Source organism: Photobacterium sp. 53610, from assembly GCF_036409375.1.
Taxonomy (GTDB): Bacteria; Pseudomonadota; Gammaproteobacteria; order Enterobacterales; family Vibrionaceae; genus Photobacterium.
Genome location: NZ_JAXOFS010000002.1, coordinates 336,972 through 354,745, shown reverse-complemented (window position 1 = coordinate 354,745; position 17,774 = coordinate 336,972). Strand labels below are relative to the sequence as shown.

The window sequence follows — 17,774 nt, the reverse complement described above, 5'->3', positions numbered from 1 at the left end:
TATCATGATTCATGATGGGGCAGGGATGACGAACAGTCGCGATGGTCACTGAGCCGTCAGGAACTGGCGCTTAGTGGCAGGCAAGTCTGCTAGTTCCCTACGCCAGTATGAGCTGGATCAGGTTCAACGGGTCCCACAGCGTGGTCTCAGCCTTTCGACTCCCCGACTAACGTTTAATCATTCTGTATGTTCAACCGAAGCTTGTTGTCTTCAGTATCATTTTGCGTTGGCATTCTAACCCTGTTTTTTTGAAGAAAGCAAAAGAATTCCAGAAAATCTGTGCGGACTTCGGACAGAGGTGTTAAAGAAAGCCTATGATATCGTTACCGTCAATAATTCTGGAGACATTCAGTGAAACAGCATCATCAGATTAATTACGTTGAATTTCCTGCAAGTAACCTGCCGGCAACAAAAGCTTTTTTTGAATCCGCTTTTGGCTGGTCATTTACAGATTATGGTGATGAATATACAGCTTTTTCGGATCAGGGGCTGGATGGGGGATTTTATGCGGCGCCCCTGAAATCTGAATCAGAAAAAGGTGCGGCTTTAATTGTGCTGTACAGTGATAATTTAGAAGCGACAGAGCAAAAAGTCATCGAAGCGGGCGGCAAAATTGTGAAACCGATTTTTGCGTTTCCCGGAGGCCGCCGGTTCCACTTTACAGAACCGAGTGGTAATGAACTTGCTGTCTGGGCTGATCCAGAGTAGCAAAGCACCCGATTGATGAATGAAAAGAGCTCCTGACGGAGCTCTTTATCGTTCGGGCAATGATGTTGCTTAATTCACTGTTGTAACCCGGCTGCTTCGGTCACCAGACACTGTTCGCAGCTGGACACCACTCGCCGCTGCTGGTGGATTGAGGCGATCATAAGCCTGCCAACTTGCGCCCTGATCGACGGAGTACTCAATGGTCAGGCCAGGGAAGGTGGAGTTCGCCTTCAGGACACCATTTTCGAGGACGCCGCCAGGGACAGGCAGGTTGAACGTAATGCCGCTTTGCTCCAGTTTCGGCAGCACTTTCTGGCCCAGGAGGTTTGCGAAGCGGTTGTAGTCCGTATTACGGGCTGCCTTGTCTACAGGGGTGCCAGCGTTGTCATTGGCTTCCCAGCCCGCCGTATGCCATGCACGCTCGGCCAGACCCAGAACACGCGGGAAAGTCATCCCTTCGAACTGAGCTTCAGTACGGACTGTTTCAGCCCACAGCGAACCCTGAATACCCAATACATTTTCAGGTTTCAGGAGTTTTTTCACACCAGCACCGGCAACCACGTCTTCTTTCGTAATTGGTGCACCGGCACGGGTGAAGTCGGCATTTGCGAACACATCATCCGGCATGTAACCAAAGGTCTTCCGGGTGTCGGTGAAACGTGGCGCCCAATAGTAACCGCGTTCGTTTGGATCCGGCTCGTATGGGTGGTCGAAATACAGGTGGCTGGCATGGTTGTAAACAACTTTATAGTCGTTGTTTGCCAGATTATAGGCACGGTCAGCAACACCCCATTCCCAGATATTCTGCCAGGCGTTACCCCAGAGCTGACTGTTGGCCATTTCAGAGCGGGGGTAGACTTGTCCGCTGTGCATCAGACCGTCTTCCCAGCCTGCCATATCCAGACCATAGTTCGCTGTAATGACAGAGATACGCTCGACAAAGTAACGACTCAGGTCAGAGACACTGTTGACGCCATCTGTGTTGTTGGCAATAAATGCCTGACAGACAGGAGAGTTAACCCATGCACCGGCAATCTCATCGCCACCAAAGTGGAAGGTTTTCAGTGGCTGAACTCCCTGATGCAGGTTCACCAGACCTTTGACCACAGCATCAACGAAATTGTAGGTTGAATCCATACAAACGTTGATAGCATTGTCTGTAAACATCTGAACAGAAAGATATTCTGTTGTGTCGCTGAAATCTGTCAGCAGGTATTTGCTGGCTTCTTCCAGATTGCCCTGAGCGGCAAAGTGGTCATAGCGCGCTTCCATGGCTTTAATCGCAGCATGCGCATGGCCAGGAATATCAATTTCCGGAACTACTTCAATGCTCAGCGAAGCCGCATGCTGAAGGATCTCCCGGTAATCTTCTGCCGTATAGTAGCCATTTGATTCAGCACTACCGTTGGGACCGGCACCCAGGAATGGCAGCAGACAGGATTTTTCTTTAGGATCATGACAACGTTTTGAACCGACATCTGTCAGTTCTGGGAGTCCTGTAATTTCAATTCGCCAGCCTTCATCGTCAGCAAGACGGAGATGGAGTTTGTTCAGCTTAAACGCTGCCATCTGGTCAAGCAACTGAATGATTGAGTCTTTGCTGCGGAAGTTGCGCACCGCATCAACGGACAGGCCGCGATACGCAAAACGCGGTGCATCCGCGATATCTACCGCGGGGATCTGGTTACCATCGACCAATTGAAGTAATGACTGAGAGGCATACAGTGCACCTGCGCCATCCGTAGCACCGATCGAAATGATTTCGTTTTGCGGGTTAACATTCAGGTTATAGGCTTCATCCCATTTTTGAATGCCATTGACATTGACCTGGCTCCAGCCAATGTTGATACGTTTTTTCGTGGCCGGTGACCATGGTACGGCCGTCAGGCCTAACTGATTGGCAAGGAAGGTCGCTTGGCCTTCGTAGCCATTGTCATAAACAACAACCCAGCTTGAATCAATACTAACGCTGCCACTGCCGAGAGTGAACTGGGCTGGGGATGGGATGACACCCACAGGGTTTTCCAGAGTACTCAGATCGGCATTACGCTGATAACGATCTTGCGCGGTGAAGGGATTGTAGTAATCCGTGATCGCAGCACTGCCGTAACGCTTCCATTGCTGCGGTGATGTAAAATCAGCAACAAACGGCAGTTCTTCAGAAGGTTTGGTTGGCACGGCACCATTGATGTGGTTGCTGGTACTGGTGATGAGAGATGTAATGGTGTTGCCATTGTCTTCAGAAACAAAATACCAGTTCGGCATAATGTCCGTTTTCGCAGCCTGCCAGTCGGAAGCATCAAACTCAATGGTCAGTGATTGGCCGGGTGCCAGAGGAACGAACTTGTCCGTTGGTTCCAGTTTGAAAATATCGCCGTTAACATGTGTGATTTTGACTTGTTCATTCAGAACATCTTTCACCATACGGATATGGCTAAAGTAAATACTCCAGCCGGTTACAGGCAGTGTTTTGGCGCTCTGGTTCGTAAAATCAAGTCTGGCCCGGAAAGAGACCCAGTCTTGCTGGGTGTTATCTACAACCGTGTAGGTCACATCCAATCCCTGACCAAGCTGATCCAGATCTGCTGCCGGGATTGCCAGCGCCGGGCCAGCAATAGCAGCCGATAAGGCTAACGCTAATACAGATGTTTTCATCATGGTTCCTTATTTCGACGAGTAAAAAATCATTAGCTGTAGCCTAACGATCTGAATGAATTAATAAAAACATCAATAAGTGATTGGGCAAGAGGAAATACTAAAAATGCTGTTGCGGCCAAGAAAATCATACAAACTGTTGATTATTTCACCATTTATTCGTGATTGAGGTTAAGTTTTGGCGTGGAATTTTCAATGAATAGAGGATGTTATGCTAAGGCAGGTCAATTCCTCTACGACATAGCGTGCCTTCGATTGGTGGGGACCAGGAGAGGGAAAAATTCTAAAAATTTTGATTGATAATTATTGTCACGTAAGAAGTTTGCCCACATTGGGACATAAGATTGCGGAAAAAGCAAATTTGTTCAAATTTATGCGTATAGTTGATTAAAAATGAATGCTATCAGTTTTGAAATTCGAAAAAGCACATCAGATAGCATTGCGGATAAATGTGGGTGAAAAATAAGCAAATTTGAGCCGAAAACAGAACAATTGAAGAAAATGGCAGCCAGCTATCAGTTTTATGTCTGGAAGTGGAATTCTGCTTTTTGGTAGAAGATACTCACCCTGCAACACTCATAAATACAAAGGATAGAAAAATGACAAGAGCAGCAGTGATTCTTTGCTCACTCCTGGCCCTGGCTGGCTGTGATGAAGAGACAGTAAAAGATTTGTTAGAGGGCAAAGTTGAAGTATTTACGCTTTACAGCGCGAATACTCAAGGTATTACAGGTGTACCGGATGGATACCATACCTGGACAGAACTGCAGGGCTATAATGTGGGTCTGCCTGATAATGCACCTTTTGGCTCGCGGGATGATCTGGTGAATGCAGTCGGTTCGGTAACGGATGTCGGTTGTGCCAAAATTCCAGATACAGCGGGTATGTGCTTTGAAGAAGGGGACGCTAACAGCTGCTTACCAAACGAACTGACCGAGGTTGGCCTGAAAACTTATAAAATTGACCTTTCTGACCTCGAAGCAGCCATTAATGTCGGTTTTTATCCAACGGCGGTTCAATACCTTGCTGAATATAAATTTAACTCGAATCTGAGTATCGAAAGCGCTGAATGTTCAGCGATTCAGTAAGCTGAAAGCTTGAGATAACGGTTGAATCGGGCCAGACATCGTCTGGCCTTTTTCGTATGTGCTCAGAAATTAACGATATTACTTCATGGAGAAAGAGAAGATATCTTTTGGTTTTCGTTATCCACAAAAGCTGTGCATAACTCTGTGGGAAATGCTCGGACTCCAGATTCCATGTCGTATTTGCCAAAGTCAAGCACTGGGCCAGCAGATTTCTATGGTATTTTTTTGCTTTGTGAGTCTGAGTAAAATTTGTTCTAAGTGCCTGTATTTCATTTAAAGATAAACAAAAATTATGTGACTCTGTCACTTTAACCTTGAGGAGCCGTCTTCGTCTCAATTTTCAGCAAGTTTGAAGGGCTTCCTTGCAGAGCAGCGGCGCGAAAGCGAAATGATGACAGCTCAGGATGCTGCTGATAAAGCAACGCCTTGTCTTGTTTTTCTGCATAAGTATGAGTCAGGTAGCCGCGCCCATTCGGGTATTCGGTATTCCACAACGGGCTTTTGGACACCTGGCTGCTTGCAATAAACTGTCCCAGATAGGTAACTTCGCCGGCGATGATATGAAAACTGATATTCAAAGGTTTGTCAGATTGCGTTTGCACCGTTTTCCTGCCATCCGTTCCTTTAAAGGTGACCGTATCCAGCTGGTAAGTTCCCGCGGGCAAGGGCAAGGTGAATAATGAACCGGATACACGTGTTGTCTTGAAATCACTGTCATTATTATCATTTGAGACACTGAAGCGATCGTTCGACTCCGTGCTTCGGAAAATCAGTGTTGTTTGCAGGTTTTCGCCGGTTGAGGGCCAGATTGTTGTGGCGCCCAGGCTGCCGACGAGAAAGCCTTGGCTGGCTTTATCGGCAGTTTGAAAATCTTCAGGAATAGAGATCAATACACCGCTGCTGCATCCGGTCAGGAGTAAACTGAACAGACTGAAAACCAAGGGTTTCATGCATTGCCTTCCTATTACTTATTGATAATTAAAAAGAGAGTCTTCTCTTATATGAGTGTTGTATTACAAAGCACATTTATGCCACAGAAATCGCGAAATCTCATGGGGTAAGCGTAAAAAGTAAGACAATTGAAAGAACTTTGAGCATGAGCTCAAGTTTTTAGTGGAAAATGATTGAAGAAAGTGCACTGGCTTTGACTGACTCTGGCCAGAGTCAGTCATGCGATTCAGCTTTAGTTCGCGGCAATGATGTTTTTGAATTTACTTTTTTTGCTGAGGAGATAATCCAAATCCGGCGGGAAATCTTTATTCGATTTCGCGTGTTTCACCATATCAAACACGGTGAATTCGGTTAAAACAGCAAACTGATACGATTCAAAGTTCCCGTTCGCTTGTAAAGTTGGGTCAAAATATTGGTCTCCGACACGGATAATCGCGTGATCAACAATCGGATCTTCACAGCGGAATCCCAGGACGTAACGCTCTCCCTTACCATAGATAACGTTCATATAACTGTTGTAAAAGCATTCATCCTGCTGGGCAGTACAAGCTTCCAGTTGTTCAGGTGACATGGCTGAGACGGTGACGAAGCGCATATTCTCAGGCCGAAACCCTAAGTCGCTGAGCTGTCGTTGAATGATTTCAAGAGGGAGGTTGGTCACTTTATATTCCGAATTACTGATTTGCCGCACATTATAGCTTTCCCTAGGCGACTGGTCACTGGGTTCACCCGATCGTTTTGTCCGAGAATTTAGTTGATTCTCATGTAAACGGCGGAAAGAAATTTTCCGGATTTATAGTTTAAATGAGATTTGTTTTCAACTAAGATGTGTGACCAGTAGCTCAGATAACTGAGTATCATAACAGTTGTAGAAAGCGAACATCGGGTTTGACTTTCTGAACCGGATGCTAAGGTAACTGCTCCAAATGAACAAAGTGAAATTCAGCCTGGCCATGATAGCCATCGGTCTCAGTGTGAACGCAGCAGCCACCAGCCTTGATTCTGCTCGCGTTATCGAAACGAAAATGAATCAATCTGCAGCGCAAAGCCAACAGAGGATCGATACGAGTGCGGAACACGTTCTGTCGATGAAGGCAGACATCGAAGCGCTTCAGGAAGAAGTCAAGAATCTGACCATTTACCGGGATCACCTGGCCCGACTGGTTGACAGTCAGGAAAATGAAAAAGCCAGTCTGAATGAACAAATTACCGGAATTCAGGAAACCCGTCAGGGCGTTGTGCCGTTGATGTATCAGATGATCGACGGCCTGAAAACCCTGGTTGAAGAAGACCGACCAATTAAACGCGATCAGCGTTTAGCACGGATTGCCAGGCTGGAACTCATGATGGCGCAGGCAGATGTCAGTGATGCGGAAAAGTATCGCCGTATTCTGGAAGCCTATCAGATTGAAATGGACTACGGCACCAAGATGGGTCTGTATCAGGGGAAAGTGACCTTGTCACCGACAGAAAGCATTGAAGCTGACTTGCTGTATCTGGGACGACTAGCTTTTGTCGCACGCAGTCTGGATGGACAACGTTACTGGGGCTGGAATGAACAGGACGCCAAGTGGCAGTTACTGGAATCGCAGGTGGGTTCTGAGCTGGATAAAGCCTATGCGATGGCAGCGAAACAAATTGCACCCGGACTGATTTCACTGCCGGTGTCAGCTCACGTGGAGGTTCAATAAGATGAAACTGAAAACGTTGGCTTTAGCACTGTCACTCGTATCTTTATCTGGTTCGGTACTGGCCGTGGATGGGTTAGTAGAAAAAACACGTCAGGAACAGAAATCAGAGCAAGTCCATCAGCAAGCTCGAGAAGCTGGTTTCCAGCAAACTGAGGCCGAGATTCGCGCCCAGCGGAACGCTCTTCTTGCGGAGAGAAAAAAGCTGAACGAAGAAACGGATCGTCTGAGTCATACTTTCAGCAACAATGAAAAGACTCTGGCGCAACTTGAAGAAACCCTGCGACTGGAGTCAGGCAGTCTGGGGGAGCTCTTTGGGGTGGTTCGTCAGACAGCCAAAGACTTAGACGTTGAAATGGATACCTCAGTGACGGCTGCAGATCGTCAGCAGCATGCCAAGGTTGTGCAAGAGATTGTCGCTGCGAAGGCACTGCCTTCCCTGAAGCAACTCCGTGGGTTATGGCAGGGTATGACTGAGCAGATCAAAGCGAGCTCAGAAATGCGTCAGGTCTCTGTACCATATATTAACGGCGAAGGCTATGAATCTCATGTGGATGCGTATCGTCTCGGCAGCTTCGGGCTGGTCGGTGAACAAGGGTATCTTGCATGGAATGGTGAGCGTAAGGTTGCAACCCCTTATCTGAAACAACCCGAAAGTACGCCAGTTTTGAGCCAAATGGTCTTAATGGCTGACTCGGGCATGCAGATGACCGTGATTGATCCGTCCCGTGGAAAAATGCTGGAGCAGCTGGCTCATACGCCTTCTTTGATGGAACGTCTGTCTCAGGGCGGGGTAGTCGGTAAGATTATTCTGGGTTTACTGGCCGTCGGTGTTGTGATTGCGTTGTACCGCGGTGGGAAGTTGTTCTGGATTCGCCAGCAAATCAAAGCGCAGTTAAAGCAGCCGGAACAACCCGGGAATAACCCATTGGGTCGGGTGCTGAATGTTTACGATAAAGAACAGAATCGTTCTGTTGAAGCGCTGGAATTGCGCCTGCTGGAAACCATCGTCGATGAACAGCAAGGGCTGGAGCGTGGTTTGTCGATGCTGAAATTACTTGCAGCACTGGCGCCGATGCTCGGTCTGCTCGGGACCGTAACCGGTATGATTGAAACCTTTCAGGTGATTACCCAGTTTGGTAACGGGGATCCGAAAGTAATGGCTGGTGGTATTTCGATGGCACTGGTCACCACAGTACTGGGTCTGGTTTCTGCCATGCCGTTGCTGCTTGCTCATAATGTGCTGAGCACTCAGGCTGACGCTATTCGTAACATTCTTGAAAAACAAGGGATCAGCCTGGTTGCTGCTGAGGCTGAAAAATCGGGAAGTCCAGCATAATGGATGTTGCATTGTTCAGTGCTGATTTCGCCGGTCACTGGTGGCTGCCCCTGCAGCAATTTATGCAGCAGGGAGGTCAGGTTCTCTGGTGGCTGGCAGCTATCGTGTTACTTTGCTGGATGCTGGTGACAGAACGACTTCTGTATTTAGCATTTACATATCCGAAAGAGAAACAACAATGGCTGGATCAATGGCGCGCCAGAGGGGATCAAACTTCCTGGTACGCCCATGCTATCCGTGCCGGCTGGCTGAATGAAGCACACCTCAGCCTTTCTCAGAATCTGAATATCATTAAAGTACTGGTTGCGATTTGTCCGATGCTGGGATTGCTGGGCACCGTCACCGGAATGATCTCAGTCTTTGATGTCATGGCCAGTCAGGGCAGCAGCCAGCCCAAGTTAATGGCCTCTGGTATATCTCTGGCGACGTTGCCCACGATGGCAGGTATGGTTGCCGCACTGGCCGGAATGTTTGTGCATGCCCGACTGGCGAAAGCCTGCAAAATGCGTGAACAAAAACTCGAAAAACTCTTAAGGAGTCAATGATGAGATTAAGTCGTCCATCAGCCGCTCGTGAAGAAGCTCAGATCGATCTGACCTCAATGTTGGATATCGTCTTTATCATGCTGATTTTCTTCATTGTCACCAGTTCGTTTGTCCGTGAATCCGGCGTTGAGGTGAATCGCCCGCAGGCCAGCAATGTGGTCAGTCAGAAAGATGCGGGTATTTTTGTCGCAATCACTTCTGCCAATGATGTTTATATTGATAAACGTGTTGTCGATGTTGAACGGGTTCAGGCGACTCTTGAAACCATGCTGCTTGATCAACCTGAAGCATCGTTAGTGATTCAGGCGGATGAACATGCTTATAGCGGTACCGTGGTGAAAGTCATGGATGCGGCGAAAGGGGCAGGCGTGAAGAATATTGCTTTGGCAGCGGAGAAACGCTGATGTTCAGGCTATTTCTGGCCGCGCCGATCGCTATGTTCGTGACGGGCGGCCTGTTCAGTTTTATGGCCTGGATGGTGGATAACGGTCACCATCAATTACCGGAATCCAAAGAGACACTGGCATTTAATATGGTGATGGTCGAGCAGGAATCGGAGGTTCAGCGTCGTCAGCGTTCAGTTCCTGAGAAGCCGGAAACCCCGGAGCCGCCACCTGAGTCTGTGCCGAAGCATACGAATGCCAACAGCACAGTGACTCCTTTGACCTCTCCGATAATGCCATCCGTTGCTTTGGATGCATCCGTAACTGGGATGGCGATTCAATTGCCTGCGTTTTCGGATATCGGTAAGGATCAGCAGGTGATGCCGTTATATCGCGTCGAGCCTAAGTATCCGCCCAGAGCACAAAAACGAAGTATTGAAGGTTTTGTCATTCTATCTTTCACGATCGATTCCCGTGGGCGTCCCACTGACATTCAAGTGGTCGATGCGCAGCCCAAACGAATTTTTGACCGTGAGGCTATTCGGGCGCTCAAAAGCTGGAAATATCAGCCTAAGCTGGAAAATGGCAAGGCAGTGGCGCAACCTGGGCAGTCTGTAAAAGTGGAATTTAATCTCGATAAATCATGAAGAAACTTGCATTCATTTTGATGCTGTTTTTTACGCCTGTCGTATTTTCAGCGCAGCTTTCACAATATTCTGCTGGTAAAGTCCAACAGGCCCAAAAACTTCAGCAGGAAGATAAACTGGGCGAAGCCATTGCTTTGTTGAAAGGCATGGATATTTCACGCGCTTATGACCGTGCTTTCATCGATCGGGTTCTGGGCGTGTATTACTGGCAGGCGGAACAACCGGCTCAGTCAATCAAACATCTGACACAGTCTGTTGAAAGTGGTTTGCTGGAAGATGAGCAGGCCCGGTCAACCCAGCGTATGCTGGCCGATATTCTGCTTTCTCAGGCTCAGTATAAGACAGCGCTGAAGCATTACTACGTATTGAGTCAGGCAATTCCGGCGACTGAAAAAGCGGATGAACTCTGGCTGAGAATTGCTCAGGCCCATTATCAGATAGAAGAATGGCAGGCGGTTCTGAAGGCGCTGAAAAACTATGAAAGCTCTCACCGGAAGGATGAAATTCAGCCGTTATCGTTAAAACTCGGTGCACAATTGCAATTAAGTCAGCTGGCACCTGCTTTGACAACATTAAATCGTCTGATTGCACTGGAACCACAAAAAACACTCTGGTGGCGGCAGATGGCCGGAATTCAGATGCAACTCAGCCGGCATCGCCATGCGCTGGAAACGTTAGCGCTTGCAAAGCGTCAGGATGTTGCACTGTCTCAGCAAGATATCAAAACACTTGGCCAGCTGTATGCGCAGCAAGGTATCCCGGAAAAAGCAGCTCGCACTTTTGCACTGCTGGAAAACAGTGAGACGGATAAAGATTTAATTGTCACTCAAGCCAGATACTGGCAGATGGCGAAAGAATGGGATAAAGCAATGACATTCTGGCGAAAAGCCATCAAGCATGACGCACAGTACCGGTGGCAGCTGGCACAGCTTTTACTGCAGGAAGGGCATTATCAGCTTGCCCTGACTGAACTGAAGCAAATCCATCAAAAGGGACGAGGAGCAGAGGTCGAACTGGCGCAAGTTCGTGCCTATTATAAGATGCGGCAGTTTGAACAGGCGCTGATACATGCAAAGAAAGCTGATCATCTTGAATCGACTGAAACTTCAAGAGGCTGGATTAAATACCTGAATCAAATTCGTGAGATGAAAAGTTAAAGATTTCTTGTACCTTTGGTGTACGGATATTTGTTGATGAACTGACATTCGTGGCAGAATTAGCATGTCTGGCTGGTTTTTAATCAAAACAAACATGAAGAATCTATTAAAGTCATTTTTTCTGATGAATTTACTCGCGGGTGGCGCTGTTTGGGTCGGTTATCGTTTTTCTGAATTGCCGTTTGAAGTGAATCAGGATGTGTTTTTTTATATGTTCGCACTGCAATGGGGAATGGCGGCGCTGGTTTGGCATGGTGGTAGGGAAAGTACAAGAAATGACCACGATGCTGCCGGTATGAAATCGCACACGAAGCTGTCGTCTGAACTGATTGCAACGGATAAGAACAGAGAAATTGCTGCGAATTATGGATTCGGATTGACCTTATTTTTATCCGGTTTATTACCACTGTCAGCCTGTATTTTCTCGCTTTCTGTCTGAAGAAAAAAGCTACCTGTTCAGGGTAGCTTTTTTGTTTGGAGATTAATTTGTGTGGGGAAGATATCCGGTAAAACCACAAATTTTCCAGCCGGTATCTGTTTGTTTCAGATAATAAAGGGTTTGCCACAGCAGCTCATCGGCTTCTCCATCTGTACGTTGAATTTTGCCGTTAAATTGTTTACGCGCAATTGCCCGTCCATTTTCAATTTGAATCTCATTGAGTGTCGTTGCAGCATGGACGGCATCTTCCAGAGGTTCACTATACATTGTTCCCTGAGCCACTTTTGCTTGTCGGAGCCATTCTTGCTGATACTCAGCCAGCGTAGAGAATGCAAAAGTCCACTTTGCAGGATTGTGTTCCCGGTTGGCATTGATGGCATAAAATTCATCTGCGACAAAGTCATCGGCAACCTGGAGCCAGTCGGCATCACAGTATGCTTTGATATCACGTGTGACCAGCATTTCCCAGATTGCAGCCCGATCGGCGTTAGTTGCAGAAAATGGGTTTGTTTTTTTCATGGTTTCTCTCCCTGTACCTTATTCACGATCATATAAGCGTAATGATCAATAAAGCTGAACAATATCAAACCGGATACAGATCCTGAAATGTCGTGTGATTGTTTGATGCAAAGATCTGATACAGATAAGATTTCAGGAGAATTCAGACAAAAAACTGAAATGATCAGGGGAGGTGTGCCATACCGCTTCAAACTGATATTGAAGCGGCATGGCGAGTGTTTTGATCAGAAATACAGACGGACAACCGATTCAGCAACACAACCAGGACGGCGGCAGCCTTCAATCTCGACTGAAATTTCCTGCACGATTTCCAGACCGCGTTTTATCGGTGAAACCGACTGAATTTTCGTGCGCGCGCGAACACGATTGCCTGCTTTCACTGGATACGGGAAGCGTACCTGATTCAGGCCGTAGTTCACGGTCATTTTTGCTGTCGGAAACTTCTGGTTTTCCGGATCAACGCTGTCTGTCAGTACAGAAAGCAATGACAAAGTTAAAAAGCCATGTGCGATTGTGGTTTTGAATGGCGATTCAACAGCTGCGCGCTCAGGGTCTGTATGAATCCACTGATGGTCTTCAGTGACTGCAGCAAACTGGTTGATTTTATCCTGGTCAACCGTCAGCCATTCTCCGACATGTGTTTCTTCACCCAGCGATGCATTGAGCTCTTCCATCAGCTTTGCTGCTTCAGGATGAATTTCAATGGTTGCAGTTTCTTGTACAGCATCGCCATTCAGTGCAATGCTTTCTGCTTTAGACCAACCGGATACATGGGCTTTGTTTAAAAACTCAATCCAGTAATCCCGGATTGAAGGCGACAACCAATCTTTCAATTCGAATGGGTGCTTGGCCAGAATTTCACTTTTTTGTTTGAGAAAGTCGACCACTTTCATACGTACCAACCTTTATCTTTTTTCTTAGTATGATTGAGGCGGCATATTGAATCTTGGCTGATCAGCGTCAGGATCAAAATGTGCCCTTGATCTCAAAATAACTCATCGGATGAGTCGTCATTATTATAAAACAAACTCATTTCGTCACTGTAAAGTGTGCGTCAAATCATGATTTACCCATTTAATGTGATAAATATCACATTTTATGTGAGGGTGGTATCTGCATGTGCACATGATTTGAACAAGGAACGCTCTGAATTGGATCATGCATCGAACATCATGGGCAATCGCGTGAGTATGTTAACTGATACGTTTGAGTATAGATTGTCGCAGGAAAAAGAAGTGAAAATTGTGAGGTCGATACCTGTTTCAAGCGGAATACGTTATACCTACTTTGAGTGCTCTTGTGAGTTACGGCGAGTCTGGTGGTGTTGTGTGTTGTCGAACCTGGTTGTGGTGCTTTCTCTGTCTGTTTGGTGCTCAAAGCGTCATCGCTGCTCCCGGTGATGATATTGTATTTGCCCTTGATAAATACGTCAGTCAGGCTGTGAAAACGTCGATCCCCGGCGCTGCTCTGGCTGTGATTGTGAATGGGCAAATCCGTTTACTTCGTGGTTACGGTGTCACAAAGGTGGGCGGGAATCAGATGATTGATTCTGCGACCGTCTTCCCCCTGGCTTCGATTTCAAAGACCTTTGCCTCTGCAGCAACAGCAATACTGGTTGATAAAGGCTTGATCGAGTGGGACACCCATGTCGTTCCTTATCTGGATAATATTGAGTTTAGTGACCCGGCGCTTGGGAAAACAGTGACCTTGCGAAATGTGTTGTCGCATACAACAGGACTGGTACCTCAGGCATACTCGGATCTGCTTGAGCATGATGTCAGCTACAAACGCATTTTATCCGTTTTAGACCGCGTGAAGTTTGTCTGTGACCCGGGTGAGTGTTACAGCTATCAGAATATTGTTTATAACCTGAGTGCCGATATGATCTCTCTGGCGTCTGGGATGGATTACACCCAGTTCGTCACAGAACAGATATTTATTCCTCTGCACATGCAGCATGCAAGTTTTGGGTTAAAAGCTTTTCTGAGCACAGAAAACAGAGTTGAGCCGCATGTCCGTGTGAAATCCGGTTACGCTGCGGTGAAGCCTGCACCTTATTATTATCAGGTTCCAGCGGCGGCTGGCGTCAATGCAAGCGCGCAAGACTTAGCGCAGTGGATGCTGGCTCAATTAGGGCAATATCCGGAGGTGTTGAGTGAAGATAATCTGGTTCTGCTGCATCAGCCCGCGATCCGGGCGAACCAGTACCGATACAGAGCCAAGCTGAGTAAAGTCTATTATGGGCTGGGCTGGCGCACTTTCGATTATCAGGGGATCACGGGTTTTGTTCATCATGGCGGATGGGTCAAAGGGATCCGGACAGAAATGCTGTTTAACCCGGCAACTCAGACTGGAATGGTATTTCTGACCAACAGTGAAACGGATATCGCCAGAGAAGCGGTACTGGAATTTTTGAAGCTCTATCAACGTTTTATTGAGCCGTTTGAGCCAGATTCTGAAGTTGCAACTGTTGAATAAAGTTTTTCGCACAGACACTTGAAATTTGTGTGATCAAGCGTACACTTCGCTTGAAATTTGCCTTTTATATGAACGACAAAGGAGTTAATCATGGCAAAGAAACACGCTGAACAAGTGAAAGAAAGAGTGAACGAGCAGACGGTTTTTGAAACTGAACACGGTCGGGGAGTGATTCAGGATAATGCTCTGAAAGCGGTGGTCACGAGCAAAGTCTTCCGAAGCCGGGTTGAAAAAGCCAAAAAAGGTAAAGGCAGTTTTCAACGGAAAGCAAAACACGGCGGACGAGAGTCCTGGCCAATCGCCGCTTAATTCAGTTGTGATTGTCCAGGACTCTTTTTTTCGTGGGTGCTTTTTTCTGACTCTGTAGTCAGAAAATAATTGTCGGGTATAGTCATCTCATTTACTATGCCTGTGTGATTGAATTGAAAGGAGTCTGATGATGCGTCTTCGCTGGTGGAAGTGCCTTCCGTTTGTATTTTTACTGTCCTTGCAGCCTGTAAGCGCAAAAGAAAAAGTGCTGGTATTTGCTGCCTCTTCTCTGACAAATGCTTTAACAGAGCTGGCCGATCGTTTTGAGAAAAAGACCGGTGATGATGTGATCTTGTCTTTCGCCTCTTCCTCAGCGTTAGCCCGGCAACTGGTTCAGGGCGCCCCTGCAGATCTGTATATTTCTGCAAATACAAAGTGGATGGATTATGTCATTGCGCAAAAAGCGGCGAATGCTGATTCGCGCAAAGATTTACTGCACAATCAATTGGTTTTGATCACGCATATTTCTTCACCGGAAAACTCAATTGAACTGAATGCTCAGTGGGATATTGACGCTTCGTTGCAAGGGAGCTGGCTGGCAGTGGGTGATCCGGCTCATGTCCCCGCAGGTTTGTATGCGAAACAGGCGCTGGAGGGCTTAGGGCTCTGGCAGCAGGCTGAACCACGTCTGGCCCGGGCGAATAACGTCAGGGCTGCATTATTGCTGGTCGAGCGACAGGAAGCAGAGTTGGGGATCGTCTATCAAACCGATGCTTCCATTGCAGAAAACGTCAAAGTGCTGGCCCGCTTTCCTGCCGAAACGCACCAGCCGATCACTTATCCAATGGTGCTGACGAAGAAAGTCCCTTCAGCAGCATCAAAGGCATTTTATGCTTATCTGGAATCTGCAGAAGCTGCAACCATATTCAGGAAGTTTGGTTTTTTAACCAACGGGTGATCGAAACACAGAAGACAGCGAATAAACGTCAAGATGGAAGCATTTGTACTGACAGACTATGAATTAACGGCTTTGCAACTGAGTCTGAAAGTCGCATTCACCGCAGTGGTAGCGAGCTTGCCTGTTGGTATCGCCTGTGCCTGGGCGTTAGCCCGGGGAAGATTTTTGGGAAAATCATTACTGGACGGTCTTGTTCACCTGCCTTTAGTGTTGCCGCCTGTTGTGGTGGGTTATTTACTGCTGGTGGTGATGGGACGACAGGGCGTTGTCGGTGCTTATTTATATGACTGGTTTGGGATTTCGTTTGGTTTTAGCTGGCGAGGTGCCGTTCTGGCCGTTTCTGTTGTCGCTTTCCCATTACTGGTTCGTTCTATCAGGTTGGCGCTGGAAAGTGTTGATCCCAAACTTGAGCAGGCTGCCCGTACACTGGGAGCCGGTCCTGCGAAAGTATTCCTGACCATCACCTTACCTTTAATGTTGCCGGGGATTCTTACCGGTACAGTACTCGCATTTGCCCGGGCGCTTGGTGAATTTGGTGCAACCATTACTTTTGTATCAAATATTCCCGGAGAAACTCAGACTCTTCCTCTGGCTATGTTTTCCTTCATTGAAACACCGGGTGCAGAAACGCAGGCCGGGCGTCTGTGCGTGATCGCAGTTGTAATAGCATTGCTGTCACTGGTGGTTTCCGAGTGGCTTGCCCGGGCTGCAAGACGTCGGCTGGGGGCTTAATGCTTGAACTGAACTTCGAAAAGCAGCTTGGGCAACTCAGACTGGATGTTGATGTGAGATTGCCGGAAACGGGCATCACGGCGTTGTTTGGCCGCTCAGGAGCAGGGAAAACCTCTTTTATCAATATCGTGAGTGGATTAACGCCGCCAGATCACGGGACACTCAAGCTGGAAAGCCGGGTGCTGTGTGATACCCGGCAAGGCATCCATTTACCACCTGAACATCGCAACATTGGCTATGTTTTTCAGGATGCGCGTCTGTTTCCCCATTATCGGGTCCGCGGTAACCTGCGCTATGGCTGCCAGGGAAAATCCAACGATGCATTGTTTGATGAAGTCATTCATCTGCTTGATATTGCTCATCTGCTGAATCGTTTTCCGTCTGCTTTATCCGGCGGAGAGAAACAACGGGTTGCCATTGGCAGGGCACTGCTCAGTCAGCCGGATATGCTGTTGATGGATGAACCTTTAGCTTCACTGGATTTACCCCGTAAACAGGAATTGATGCCTTACCTCGAATCACTGGCAAAGAGTGTCAAAATTCCGGTTTTATATGTGTCACATAGTCTGGATGAGATTTTGCGTCTTGCTGACCATATGGTCGTGCTGGAGCAGGGAAAGGTGATTGCTGCCGGGGAACTGACTGATGTCTGGGGATCCTCTGTGATGCGACCCTGGTTGAGTCCAAAAGAACAGAGTGCTGTTTTGCAGCTCAAAGTGACTCAGCATCATGCCATCTATCCATTGAGTCAGCTTGAAATTGCAGCGGGTGTACCGCTATGGGTCAGTCGGGTGCGCAGACCTGAAGGTGAGTTTATTCGGGTTCGGATCCATGCGAATGATGTGTCAGTCACGCGAATTAAACCTGAGCAAACCAGTATCCGTAATGTACTTCCCGCGATTGTCGAAGGTATCGAACAACATCAGTATCATGTTGATATTGTGGTACTTCACCTATTAATTGGCCATTCAAGGCTGACCGCAAATATCACCCCTTGGGCATTGGATGAACTGCAGTTATCAGTCGGAGAGTCCCTCTATGTGCAGATTAAAGGCGTCAGTTTAAGTCAGCAGGACATGGCCTGATCTGAGATCTCTTTGGTGTTCTAACGATACCCGCAGAAGATTTTTGACAGCACAACTGCAGCGAGCGGGTAAGATTAAATCAAATCGATTAAAAATTAACCAGCTTGTATCAGGTTGATTTTTGAACAATCTTTATTCAAGTTATCTCCTTTG

General features: G+C 47.3%; 19 protein-coding genes and 1 riboswitch. Of the genes, 14 read left to right on the top strand and 5 right to left on the bottom strand.

Going from position 1 to position 17,774, the window contains the following annotated elements:
• Window positions 1-77: 77 nt before the first annotated feature.
• Window positions 78-175: riboswitch (TPP riboswitch) on the bottom strand.
• Window positions 176-351: 176 nt separating this feature from the next.
• Window positions 352-708, top strand: a complete 357-nt coding sequence (locus SPK40_RS08185; protein ID WP_330960104.1) for a VOC family protein — start codon at window positions 352-354, stop codon at window positions 706-708.
• 69 nt (window positions 709-777) lie between these two features.
• On the opposite strand, the gene SPK40_RS08180 is transcribed toward SPK40_RS08185, so the two are convergent.
• On the bottom strand, window positions 778-3,366 hold the full coding sequence (locus tag SPK40_RS08180) for a family 20 glycosylhydrolase (protein WP_330960103.1): 2,589 nt from the start codon (window positions 3,364-3,366) through the stop codon (window positions 778-780).
• A gap of 545 nt (window positions 3,367-3,911) precedes the next feature.
• Between SPK40_RS08180 and SPK40_RS08175 the strand changes: the two genes are divergently transcribed.
• Window positions 3,912-4,451 (top strand): hypothetical protein, encoded by a 540-nt coding sequence (locus SPK40_RS08175; RefSeq protein WP_248142224.1) that lies wholly within the window; start codon window positions 3,912-3,914, stop codon window positions 4,449-4,451.
• Between the two features lie 308 nt (window positions 4,452-4,759).
• On the opposite strand, the gene SPK40_RS08170 is transcribed toward SPK40_RS08175, so the two are convergent.
• Both SPK40_RS08170 and SPK40_RS08165 read right to left on the bottom strand, forming a co-directional pair.
• Window positions 4,760-5,401, bottom strand: coding sequence for a hypothetical protein (locus tag SPK40_RS08170; protein ID WP_330960102.1), 642 nt, complete (start codon window positions 5,399-5,401; stop codon window positions 4,760-4,762).
• A 233-nt stretch (window positions 5,402-5,634) separates the two neighbouring features.
• Window positions 5,635-6,063 (bottom strand): hypothetical protein, encoded by a 429-nt coding sequence (locus tag SPK40_RS08165; RefSeq protein WP_330960101.1) that lies wholly within the window; start codon window positions 6,061-6,063, stop codon window positions 5,635-5,637.
• Window positions 6,064-6,328: 265 nt separating this feature from the next.
• Between SPK40_RS08165 and SPK40_RS08160 the strand changes: the two genes are divergently transcribed.
• From SPK40_RS08160 to SPK40_RS08130, 7 genes are all read left to right on the top strand, one after another.
• Window positions 6,329-7,093, top strand: coding sequence for a DUF3450 domain-containing protein (locus tag SPK40_RS08160; RefSeq protein WP_330960100.1), 765 nt, complete (start codon window positions 6,329-6,331; stop codon window positions 7,091-7,093).
• A gap of 1 nt (window position 7,094) precedes the next feature.
• Window positions 7,095-8,429 carry a MotA/TolQ/ExbB proton channel family protein gene (locus tag SPK40_RS08155; protein ID WP_330960099.1) on the top strand — a complete coding sequence of 445 codons (1,335 nt, stop codon included), beginning with the start codon at window positions 7,095-7,097 and terminating at the stop codon, window positions 8,427-8,429.
• Window positions 8,429-8,974: a MotA/TolQ/ExbB proton channel family protein gene (locus tag SPK40_RS08150; RefSeq protein WP_330960098.1), complete on the top strand. Its 546-nt coding sequence runs from the start codon at window positions 8,429-8,431 to the stop codon at window positions 8,972-8,974. Before SPK40_RS08155 ends, SPK40_RS08150 begins: the two co-directional genes overlap by 1 nt.
• Window positions 8,974-9,378 carry an ExbD/TolR family protein gene (locus SPK40_RS08145; protein WP_248143315.1) on the top strand — a complete coding sequence of 135 codons (405 nt, stop codon included), beginning with the start codon at window positions 8,974-8,976 and terminating at the stop codon, window positions 9,376-9,378. Before SPK40_RS08150 ends, SPK40_RS08145 begins: the two co-directional genes overlap by 1 nt.
• On the top strand, window positions 9,378-10,004 hold the full coding sequence (locus SPK40_RS08140) for an energy transducer TonB (protein WP_330960097.1): 627 nt from the start codon (window positions 9,378-9,380) through the stop codon (window positions 10,002-10,004). The genes SPK40_RS08145 and SPK40_RS08140 overlap by 1 nt, the downstream gene beginning before the upstream one ends.
• Window positions 10,001-11,161 carry a tetratricopeptide repeat protein gene (locus SPK40_RS08135; RefSeq protein WP_330960096.1) on the top strand — a complete coding sequence of 387 codons (1,161 nt, stop codon included), beginning with the start codon at window positions 10,001-10,003 and terminating at the stop codon, window positions 11,159-11,161. The genes SPK40_RS08140 and SPK40_RS08135 overlap by 4 nt, the downstream gene beginning before the upstream one ends.
• 94 nt (window positions 11,162-11,255) lie before the next feature.
• Window positions 11,256-11,600 (top strand): hypothetical protein, encoded by a 345-nt coding sequence (locus SPK40_RS08130; RefSeq protein WP_330960095.1) that lies wholly within the window; start codon window positions 11,256-11,258, stop codon window positions 11,598-11,600.
• A 42-nt stretch (window positions 11,601-11,642) separates the two neighbouring features.
• Here the strand turns inward: SPK40_RS08130 and SPK40_RS08125 are convergent, their stop codons facing one another.
• Both SPK40_RS08125 and SPK40_RS08120 read right to left on the bottom strand, forming a co-directional pair.
• A complete protein-coding gene (locus SPK40_RS08125) occupies window positions 11,643-12,119 on the bottom strand; it encodes a hypothetical protein (RefSeq protein WP_330960094.1) in 477 nt (158 codons plus the stop codon).
• 224 nt (window positions 12,120-12,343) lie between these two features.
• Window positions 12,344-13,012 carry a MaoC family dehydratase gene (locus SPK40_RS08120; protein WP_330960093.1) on the bottom strand — a complete coding sequence of 223 codons (669 nt, stop codon included), beginning with the start codon at window positions 13,010-13,012 and terminating at the stop codon, window positions 12,344-12,346.
• A gap of 406 nt (window positions 13,013-13,418) precedes the next feature.
• Here SPK40_RS08120 and SPK40_RS08115 point away from each other — a divergent pair, with 406 nt between their 5' ends.
• The 5 genes from SPK40_RS08115 to modC all read left to right on the top strand — a co-directional run bounded on the left by SPK40_RS08115 (window position 13,419) and on the right by modC (window position 17,621).
• A complete protein-coding gene (locus SPK40_RS08115) occupies window positions 13,419-14,597 on the top strand; it encodes a serine hydrolase domain-containing protein (RefSeq protein WP_330960092.1) in 1,179 nt (392 codons plus the stop codon).
• Window positions 14,598-14,687: 90 nt separating this feature from the next.
• The gene (locus SPK40_RS08110; protein WP_330960091.1) at window positions 14,688-14,906 is read left to right on the top strand and encodes an alternative ribosome-rescue factor A; all 219 of its coding nucleotides are present in this window, start codon (window positions 14,688-14,690) and stop codon (window positions 14,904-14,906) included.
• 127 nt (window positions 14,907-15,033) lie between these two features.
• On the top strand, window positions 15,034-15,804 hold the full coding sequence (gene modA / locus SPK40_RS08105) for a molybdate ABC transporter substrate-binding protein (RefSeq protein ID WP_330960090.1): 771 nt from the start codon (window positions 15,034-15,036) through the stop codon (window positions 15,802-15,804).
• A 33-nt stretch (window positions 15,805-15,837) separates the two neighbouring features.
• Complete coding sequence (gene modB / locus SPK40_RS08100) at window positions 15,838-16,536, top strand: molybdate ABC transporter permease subunit (RefSeq protein ID WP_330960089.1); 699 nt, start codon at window positions 15,838-15,840, stop codon at window positions 16,534-16,536.
• On the top strand, window positions 16,536-17,621 hold the full coding sequence (modC, locus tag SPK40_RS08095; RefSeq protein WP_330960088.1) for a molybdenum ABC transporter ATP-binding protein ModC: 1,086 nt from the start codon (window positions 16,536-16,538) through the stop codon (window positions 17,619-17,621). Before modB ends, modC begins: the two co-directional genes overlap by 1 nt.
• Window positions 17,622-17,774: the final 153 nt, after the last annotated feature.